The following is a 7866-nucleotide window of genomic DNA, read 5'->3' on the forward strand; positions in this document are numbered from 1 at the left end:
CGGTCATTGAGGACTAGACCAGCCCGTTGCGTTCCAGGATGGCGCGTATCGCGGCGGCCTCTGCGTCGTTCAGGGTCAGCATGGGCTGGCTCATGGTGTTGGACTCGATGATGCCCATCACCTGCAGGGCGGTCTTGAAAGCGCCCAGGCCCGCAGCGCCGCCGGAAACGCGGCCGTTGGGGGTGTAGACGATCTCGAACACATCGGCCAGACGGTCCTGTTCCCGCGCGGCCAGGGCCCAGTCTCCAGCCTGTGCGGCATCGAAGAGGCGGCGGTAGCCGGCCGGGTCAACGTTGCCGAGGCCGGGAACAACGCCCTGTGCGCCGCCGAGGAGTGCGCCGTCCACCACCACTTCGTGTCCGGTGAAGATATCGAAATTGGGGATGTCCTTGGCCTGCAGCAGCAGCTGGCGGAAGGAGACGTCGTCGCCGGAGGAGTCCTTGACGCCGGCAATCACGCCGTCGCGGCCAAGCCGGACCAGGAGGTCGGTGGGCAGCTTGAAGTGGGTGCGGACGGGCACGTCGTAGGCGAAGATCGGCTTGTCGATGGCCTCGTGGATGCTGCGGAAATGGGTTTCGGTCTCAGCGACGTTGCCGATCGCGTAGTACATGGACGTGACAACGATCGCGTCGGCGCCGAGGTCCACTACCTTCCGGGCTTCCTCGATGACGCGGTTGGTGGTTTGCTCGTTGGCGCCCACGATCAACGGGACGGCTCCGGCGTTGGCGTCGGCGATGGTGGAGACCACCAGTTCACGCTCGGCGTTGGTCAGGTAGGGGACCTCGCCGGAGGAGCCCAGGACGAAAAGTCCGGACACACCGCCGTCGATCAGGTGCTTGGTGACGTTCTTCAGCGAGTCGGTGTCGACGTTGCCGTCGGCGTGGCGGGGGGTGATGACCGGGGGAATGACGCCCTGGAACTGAGTGGACACAGAAATCTCCGTTGCTTGTAACTTGTGAGGGGAAAAACTAGATGTGGAGCAGGCTTGGCGCGGCGCCCAGCAGCTTCTTGGTGTAGTCGTTGCTCGGGTTGTCGAACACCTGCGCGGCGGTTCCTTGCTCGACGATCTTGCCGAAGTACATGACGCAGATCCGGTCCGAGACATAGCGGACGGTCTGGATGTCGTGGGAAATGAACACCATGCCCAGGTTCAACTGCGTCTTCAGGTCGGAGAGCAGGTTCAACACCTGTGCACGCACTGACACATCGAGCGCGGAGGTCGGTTCATCGGCAACGATGATGTCCGGTTCCAAGGCCAGTGCGCGGGCGATCGCCACACGCTGGCGCTGGCCGCCTGAAACCTGCGACGGCGTCACTTCGGCTGCCGATTGCGGCAGGCCAACCAGCGCCAGCAGTTCCTTGACCTTTGCCGCACGGCTCGATGCGGTGCCGATGCCGTGGACTTGCAGGGGATCGGTGAGGATGTCCTGAATGTTCATGCGCGGGTTCAGTGCCGTCGCCGGATCCTGGAAAACCACGGACACGGAACGGCCGAACTCCTTGCGCATGGCCGCGTTGCGCTTGATGGCCGGCTTTCCGTGGAACAGGACCTTGCCCGACGTCGGGGGCTGCAGTCCGACCAGCACAGAGGCGAGCGTCGACTTGCCGCAGCCGGACTCACCGACGATGCCCACGGTCTCGCCGCGGCTGATGGTGAAGTCTACGCCGTCCACTGCCTTGACGATGTTCGGCCGGAACAACCCGCCGGTCCGCGCATGGTGGTAGACCTTGACGTCCTTAAGCTCGATCACGGGCTTGGAATCTTGGCGAAGTGATTCGCTCACTTTGCGTCCTCCTTCAAGTGGCTGGCCCAGTAGTGGTCGGCGTCCTCACCGTTGGCCGAAGCGACAGGCGTGAGGACCAGCTTTTGGTGCGGGTCGGCGTCGGGCCTGAGCGAGCGGGCGGCGAACCGGTCACCCGTGGCGAAGTCGCGTGGCGACGGCACGGTTCCCGGGATCTGGTGCAATCTGGCGGCGTCGGCCTCGATGGACAGCACCGCACCCAGCAGGCCACGGGTGTATTCGTGCTTCGGGTTCTGCAGGAGCTCCGACGCCTGCGCGGACTCCACCACCTGCCCGGCGTACATGACCGTGATGCGGTGGGCGAGGGAAGCGACCAAAGCGAGGTCGTGGCTGACGAACACCATGGCGAAGCCCAATTGCTCGCGCAACTCGTTGAGCAGGTCCACTACCTGCTTCTGGACGGTGACATCCAGGGCCGTTGTGGGCTCGTCGGCCACCACGATCTTGGGCGAACGGGACAGGGCCATGGCGATCAGCACGCGCTGTCGCTGGCCGCCCGAGAGCTCGTGCGGGTAGCTTGCCAAGGTGCGGACAGGATCCAGCTTCACCATTTCCAGCAGCTCGGTCGGAGTCTTGCGGCCTCCGCGCTTGGTGAGCTGCTCCATCTGCTCCTTGATCTTCATGGACGGGTTCAGGGAGCTCAGGGCGTCCTGGTAGACCATGGCGATCTGTTCACCGCGCAATCCCACGTAGGCCTTCGGATCACTGTGCCCGGTCTTCGGATCCAGCAGTTCCTTGCCGTCGAACTTGATGGAACCACTGATGCGGGCCGTTTTCGGCAGGAGGCCCATGACCGCGAGCGAGGTGATGGATTTGCCGCAGCCGGACTCACCGACCAGCCCCATCGTCTCGCCCTCACGGACGGTGAAGGAGACGTTGTCCACGATCGCGGTGTCGCCGAAGCGGCCGGGGAAGCGGATGGACAGGTCCTTGACCTCCAGGACGTTGCGTGCGCCTGCCGGCACCTGCGGGAGGCGGTCGGTGCGCTTCGCTTCGATCGAGGCGAGGAGTTCAAGTTCGCGGTCCAGCAGGACGTGCGGATTGACGACGGCGGTCCGTGCGTCGGTGAGCACCGCTGCCTTGCCGAACGCGTCAGTGACGCCGTCACCGGATGCGGCCCGGACGGCGTCGAGCTCGTGTTCTTCAACCACGGACGGCTGGGCCGGGGAGGTGGCCACCTCGGTGTCCACGGCAGTTGCGACGGCGGCGGTGGAACCGTCGTCGTCCTTGACCGCCGGAGCCTTGCGAAGCTTGGGGTTGACCATCGCGTCGGTGAGGCCCTCGGCCAGGATGTTGAGGGAGAGCACCGTGAGCAGGATCGTCAGGCCGGCGAACGTGGTGGCCCACCATCCGCCGGAAAGCACCAGGTTGCGGCCGTAGGAGATCACGTTGCCCCAGGACGGAGCGGGGTCCTGCACGCCGGCGCCGAGGAAGGACAGCGAGGCTTCCAGGATGATGGCATCGGCCACCATCACCGTGGCGAACACCAGCACGGGAGCGGCGGTGTTGCGGACGATGTGCTTGACCAGGATGTAGAAGCGACCGGCCCCGATCACCCGTTCGGCGCGGACGTAGTCTTCGCCGTACTGGGCCAGGACGTTGGCACGGACAACGCGAGCCAGTTGCGGGGTGTAGATGATGGCGATCGCGATGATGATGGTGGGGACCGAGTTACCGAAAGCGGCCAGCAGCACGGCGGCAAGGGCGATGCCCGGGAACGCCATGAGGATGTCCATGATCCGCATGATGACCTCGTTGACGGCCTTGCTGGAGGTCGCGGCGAGCGAGCCGAGAAGGGCGCCCACCAGGATGGCCAGGCCAACAGCGCCGAGGCCGATCATGAGCGACGACTGCGCACCGAAGAGCAGGCGGGAGAAGATGTCGCGGCCGAGCCGGTCAGTGCCGAAGAAGTGTTCCGCACCCGGGGGAGTGGCCGGAATGAAGGTTTCCAGCGGATCGTGCGGAGCGAGTACCGGCGCGAAGACGGCGGCGACGGCAATCACTATGAGGAAGAGCAGGGCGATACGGGAGCCCCAGGGCAGGGCCTTGAAACGAATGCCCGGGGCACTTAGCCGTTCTGCGAGCTTGCTGCGCATGAGCTATACCGTCCTGATTCGGGGGTTGATGAGCAGGTAGAGAAGGTCCACCACGATGTTCACCAGAACGAACGTGACAGAGATGGTGAGCACCACGCCTTGGACGAGGTTGACGTCAAGGTTGGTGATGCCGTTGAGGATCAACTGGCCCATGCCGGGCAGGGCGAAGATCATTTCAATCACGACGGCGCCACCCAGCAGGTAACCCACGCGCAGTCCCAGCACGGTCACCGGGGTGACGAGCGCGTTGCGCAGCACGTTCCTGGAGACCACCTCGCGGTAGGGAACACCGTTGCCGATCGCGGTGCGGACGTAGTCCCGGTCCAGTTCCTCCACCATGGAGGTCCGGACCACGCGGATCAGTGAGGCAGAGACCGGGATGCCGAGCGCGAGGGCCGGAAGGGCCATCGAGTTGAGCCACCCGCCGAAGCCGGATTCCGGCGTCGCAATACCGCCCGAGGGGAACATCGGGTTGTTGCCAAGCGCGAACCACTGGATCAGGAGGATGCCGAGCCAGAAGGACGGGGTAGCGATCGCGGCGATGGAGAACACGCGGACCAGCTGGTCCTGCCACTTGTCGCGGTAGAGGGCGCCAAGGATACCGAAGACCAGGGAAACCACGATCGCGATCAGCACGCCAAGGAACGTCAGTTGCAGTGTCAGTGGGAAGGCCGACCCGATCATTGAGGCCACGGACTTCGCCGGCGGGGTGGTGACGCCGAGGTCGAACTGCAGGAGTTTGCCGAGGAATCGGAAGTACTGCAGGAACAGGGGGTCGTTGAGGCCGTTTTCCTGGCGGTACTGTTGCTTCGCTTCTTCGCTGGCACCATCGCCGAGGGCCGAGCTTGCCTGGTCGCCGGGAGCGGCCTGCAGGACGAGGAAGACGAGCAACGTGATGCCCAGGATCATCAATGGCAATGCTGCAAGTCTGCGGCCAAGCAGACGCAATATCGTGACCAATTTATTCTCCGGTTGGTAGAGGTACAGCAGGGTTGCGGGACCTGCCTTGCGGCCCAGGAGGGGAACCCGGGACGCAAGGCGGGCCCCGCAACGGTGGGGGACCGACTAAGCGGTACGTCCGACGCCGATGAAGGACACGCCGGTGGTGGGCAGGGGCTGGAAGCCGCTGAGCTTGTTCTCATCCCACGCGCTGGGCAACTGGCGGTGGAAGATCGGGTACAGCGGGACTTCTTCGGAGACGAGGTCAACGATTTCGCCGACGGTCTTCTTGGCGGCATCGCCGGAGGCCTGCGAGCCCTTGTCCATGAGCTCCTGGAGTTTGGTGCGCTCGGGCGTGGTCCAGAAGGCACGCTTTTCCATCCAGGTGCTGCCCGAGTAGAACCAGCTCAGGAGCAGGTCCGCGTCGTTGCCGAACACTGACGGATCACCCGGGGCGGCAACCACGGTGTAGTCGCCCCTGCCCACACGGTCGGTGTACAAAGCACCGGACTGGAGGTTCTTGACGGTGACCTTGACACCCGGGAGCTTGTTCCAGGATTCGAGGATCAGCGGAGCGACGTCCTTGACCCATGCGGTGTCGGTGGTGAGGAGTTCGAATTCGAGGTTGGTGACGCCGGCTTCCTTGAGCAGGTCCTCAGCCTTCTTGGCGTCGTAGCCGTAGACGTTCTTGGCCTTGACGTAATCCGGGTGGCCTTCCTGGAAGTAGGAGCTGGCGGCCTTGGCGTTGCCGAACAGGGCCTTCTTGATGATGGCTTCCTTGTCCATGCCGTAGTGCAGGGCCTGGCGGACCAGCTTGTTGTTGAACGGTGCCTTGGCACAGTTGAACATGAGGAACAGAAGGCCGAAGGACTGCACCGACTCGACCTTGACCTTGGACTTGAGACCGTCCACATCGAGGTAGGGGACATCCTCGATCGCCTGGACACGTCCCGACTGGACTGCCGTCACGCGGGCCGCGGCGTCGGAGAGGAGCAGCCAGGTCATGCCCTTGGCGAGGGCGGGCTTCGGGCCGTTGTAGTCGGCGAAGGCTTCAAAGACGATCTTGTCGTCCTTCACGGCGGAAACGAGCTTGTAGGGGCCGGAGCCCACCGGCTTGGCGTCGAATGCCTTGAGGTCAGTGGCGAGTGCCTTGGGAACGATCTTGACCACGGAGATACGCGGTCCGAAGCCCGGGAAGGCGTACTTGAGGGTGAACTCGACCGTCTTCCCGTCCAAGGGCTTGACGTCCTGGATGAACGGGATGAACTGGGAGAACAGCGACTTGTTGGCCGGGTCCATCACGCGGGTGAAGGAGAAAGCGACGTCTTCGGTGGTGACCGGTGAGCCGTCGTGGAACTTGGCACCATCGCGGATGGTCACCTGGTAAGTGGTGTCGTTGACCTTCTTGGGATCCGCTGCGGCGAGGGCGTTGTAGGGCTCGCGCGTTGCCGGGTGCAGTTCGATGAGGCCTTCGAAGATGTGCAGGTTGGCTGCCATGGGCGTGGCACCGGAGGAGCTCAACGGGTCGAAGCCCGTGGAGAGCGCGTAGGAGATGCCAGCCTCGATGGTGAGGTCCTTATTGACCGCAGCGGTGTTGGTCGCGTTGCTGCTCGTGGTGCTGGCGGCGCCGCCGCACGCAGAAAGGGTCGCGGTGAAAGCAGCAGCGGCACCGACGGCTCCACTCAGCTTCAGGAAGTTCCTGCGGCTGGCGTCGTTGACCAGCGGCAGGCTATTGATCGTCTTGCTCATAGGGGCCTCACAATTCACTTATCGTGGGTTATCGGATGTAGGACGTCCGATGCTCATAGTGAAACTGTAAGGGTGGTCACAACGAACGTCAAGTGAGAATCAGGTCACGCCAGGATGTTCCGGAGGGCCTTGAGGACGGCTGTTCGACGGCCCGGGAGCGGACTTCCAAGGAAATTCCGCGGCATACTTATCACGGAGGTGGGACATCCGATATTGTATGTTGCAATCATTCAATCTGCAGTGGGCGCTAAGCTCGCTCCAATATTAACACCCGCACTTGCCGGCGGCGGAGGCGTCCAGCCTGCGCAGCGGTGACTGCTTTGGCAAGGAGAGCGCCATGACAACTTCCGGTGTAGTTCCGCAGGCGCGGTTCAGTGCACAGGCGCGGCTGCGGGCTTTGCAGTCGGACATTATGGAACTGATCCTCGAGCGCGAGCTCGAGGCCGGTGACCCCCTGCCCACCGAGAGTGAACTGTCCGTGGCCCTCGGAGTAGGACGCAACACGCTCAGGGAGTCCCTGAAGGTGCTCCAGGCCCTGGGTGTGATCGAGATCCGCCACGGCTTCGGCATGTTCGTTGCGCCGAGCAACTTCGATGCCCTGGCGGACGGGCTGACGTTCCGAGGCCGCCTCTCCCTGCGGCATCAGGGATTTGAAGCCCTGCAGCTGGTAGACGTACGGCAAGCCTTGGAGTCCGGCCTGATCGCATCTTCCATTGACGTCATGACCCCCGAGCAGCTGGCCTCCATTGAGGAAACGGTCAAGCAGATGGAGGAGCTGGCGGCTTCGGGCGAGAACTTCGTAGCCGCCGACGCCGAGTTCCATCGCCGGCTGTTCGAGCCCCTCAACAACGAGCTCCTCATCAACCTCATGGGCGTGTTCTGGAAGGTCTACCGCAAGATCCATGTGGAGATCGGCGCCGGCAACGAGGACCTGGTCAAGACCGCAGCCACGCACCGCGACATCTACACGGCCGTGGCAGCCGGGGACAAGCCCCTCGCAGCCGAACTGCTCAACCGCCACTTCGACGGTATCCGCCGCCGCATCAGCGAGGCCGTGGGCGAGTAACGCGCCGAACCCAAGGGCCGCCGTCGTACTTCTGTTCAAGTACGACGGCGGCCCTTGCCGTTTCCGCGGGTTCCAAGCCACGCCCCCACCCGCCGCCCCCAAACTCCCTGCCCCGCCACCCAATTCCCTACTTCCCCTAATTCCCCAACTCCCTATTTCCCCAACTAATACGAAAGTAGGGGTGGGTTAGGCTGCGGTGACCGGGGTGATCGTG

6 protein-coding genes are annotated in these 7866 nt (G+C 63.8%); 1 reads left to right on the forward strand and 5 read right to left on the reverse strand.

The features are described from left to right. Positions 1-13: 13 nt before the first annotated feature. The 5 genes from OCL88_RS13835 to OCL88_RS13855 all read right to left on the reverse strand — a co-directional run bounded on the left by OCL88_RS13835 (position 14) and on the right by OCL88_RS13855 (position 6586). Positions 14-931, reverse strand: a complete 918-nt coding sequence (locus tag OCL88_RS13835; protein WP_264962878.1) for a dihydrodipicolinate synthase family protein — start codon at positions 929-931, stop codon at positions 14-16. Between the two features lie 37 nt (positions 932-968). After that, positions 969-1784, reverse strand: coding sequence for an ABC transporter ATP-binding protein (locus OCL88_RS13840; protein ID WP_264962879.1), 816 nt, complete (start codon positions 1782-1784; stop codon positions 969-971). Beyond that, a complete protein-coding gene (locus OCL88_RS13845; protein ID WP_264962880.1) occupies positions 1781-3898 on the reverse strand; it encodes a dipeptide/oligopeptide/nickel ABC transporter permease/ATP-binding protein in 2118 nt (705 codons plus the stop codon). Before OCL88_RS13845 ends, OCL88_RS13840 begins: the two co-directional genes overlap by 4 nt. A gap of 3 nt (positions 3899-3901) precedes the next feature. Further along, complete coding sequence (locus OCL88_RS13850; protein WP_031217275.1) at positions 3902-4858, reverse strand: ABC transporter permease; 957 nt, start codon at positions 4856-4858, stop codon at positions 3902-3904. Between the two features lie 105 nt (positions 4859-4963). Beyond that, positions 4964-6586 (reverse strand): ABC transporter substrate-binding protein, encoded by a 1623-nt coding sequence (locus OCL88_RS13855; RefSeq protein WP_264962881.1) that lies wholly within the window; start codon positions 6584-6586, stop codon positions 4964-4966. 337 nt (positions 6587-6923) lie between these two features. Here OCL88_RS13855 and OCL88_RS13860 point away from each other — a divergent pair, with 337 nt between their 5' ends. After that, positions 6924-7652: a FadR/GntR family transcriptional regulator gene (locus OCL88_RS13860; protein WP_021474541.1), complete on the forward strand. Its 729-nt coding sequence runs from the start codon at positions 6924-6926 to the stop codon at positions 7650-7652. Positions 7653-7866 lie beyond the last annotated feature (214 nt).

Origin of the sequence: Paenarthrobacter sp. PAE-2 (assembly GCF_026013155.1) — a bacterium.
Lineage (GTDB): Bacteria > Actinomycetota > Actinomycetes > Actinomycetales > Micrococcaceae > Arthrobacter > Arthrobacter ureafaciens.